Annotated in this window: 1 protein-coding gene; it reads right to left on the bottom strand. The window is 67.5% G+C overall.

Annotated features, from left to right (window positions below):
• Nucleotides 1–115: 115 nt before the first annotated feature.
• A partial coding sequence (locus VO99_RS27580; RefSeq protein WP_157039855.1) for a transposase occupies nucleotides 116–308 on the bottom strand: 193 nt, incomplete at its 5' end.

Here is a 308-nt window from a genome sequence, read left to right on the forward strand (position 1 = left end):
ACGCACGGCTCCCCCGAGCCCCCTCCGAGAGGGAGCTCCAGCTTGTTCGACCGCTCCCTCCAGCCTCCCTCCGCGAGGGAGGCTCCAGTCAGTCTGACAAGCCGCTTTGCACCTCTCAACCGGCGCCGAGCACCGCCATGCGCCTCAGGTTCAGCGCCATGCACACGAGCTTCCACTCGGCTCGCACCCGGTGCAGCCCCCGCAGGCTGAACTGCCGGAACCCCATCACGTTCTTGATCCAGCCGTTGGGCGGCTCGGCAATCCACTTGCGCTTGCGGTAGGCCGTGCGTCCTTCTTCGGTCTGCAGC

Origin of the sequence: Aquincola tertiaricarbonis (assembly GCF_000969605.1) — a bacterium.
In the GTDB taxonomy this organism is placed as follows: domain Bacteria; phylum Pseudomonadota; class Gammaproteobacteria; order Burkholderiales; family Burkholderiaceae_C; genus Aquincola; species Aquincola tertiaricarbonis.